Raw genomic sequence first — 893 nt, forward strand, 5'->3', positions numbered from 1 at the left:
ACATCACATAACACAGTATTCACGCGGCGGCTACGCCTTGGTCACTTAGATGCTATTGGCAGAGTAGTATATTCATGTGACAACTTCCTGCGGAAGTTCGTGAATACCTGAACGTTATGCGTAATACCCTAAGTGCAAATTTAAGAACGGAGTTGATCGATTTGGATGTTGAATTAGCTATTTCAATTGCTCTAAAAGCTCATAAAGGGCAACTTGATAAAGGTGGAAACCCATATATTACATCCATTAGCAGTAATGAATCGAGTTGAAACACTTGAAGAGAAGATTGTTGCTGTTCTTCATGATGTAATTGAAGACACGGAAGTCACACTTGAACAGTTGAGAGAAAAAGGATTTTCTGAAGTGATTATAGAGGCAATCAGTTTATTGACAAGATCTGAAGAAGATACTTACGAAGAATTTATTGAAAAGACAAGTAGAAATAGGATCTCAAGGAGTGTAAAGATAGCTGATATTTAAGAGAATATGAATTTATCAAGAATAAAAGATCCAACAGAACATGATTATAATAGATTGGATAAATATAGAAAGGCATTCGAAAGATTGGAAAGTGATTAATGAATTGAAAGTCATTCCGGAAGAGGGTACTACGCATAACACAGTATTCACGCGTCGGCTTCGCCTTGGTCACTTGATGCTTTTGGCAAAAGTAGCAGATTCAGTGACAACTTCCTGCGGAAGTTCGTGAATACAAGAACGTTATCAGAAATCGGCAAAATACATATTAAAGAAGGCGATTCAAAAGATGTTAAATAAAATAGAAGCACATCGTTATATGTACTATTTTCTAAAGAGAACCGTGACATTATTTGAGTTGGAGCAATGGATATATGATCACGAGGAACTTGAAAGGAATTTAGGTGAGGCTGATT

General features: G+C 36.3%; 1 protein-coding gene. It reads left to right on the plus strand.

The window, feature by feature from the left end:
* Positions 1-222 precede the first annotated feature (222 nt).
* A complete protein-coding gene (locus tag AC1TO5_RS21200) occupies positions 223-480 on the plus strand; it encodes a hypothetical protein (protein ID WP_482064821.1) in 258 nt (85 codons plus the stop codon).
* The last annotated feature ends 413 nt before the right edge of the window (positions 481-893 follow it).

It is taken from the genome of Paenibacillus sp. Y930, assembly GCF_056786375.1.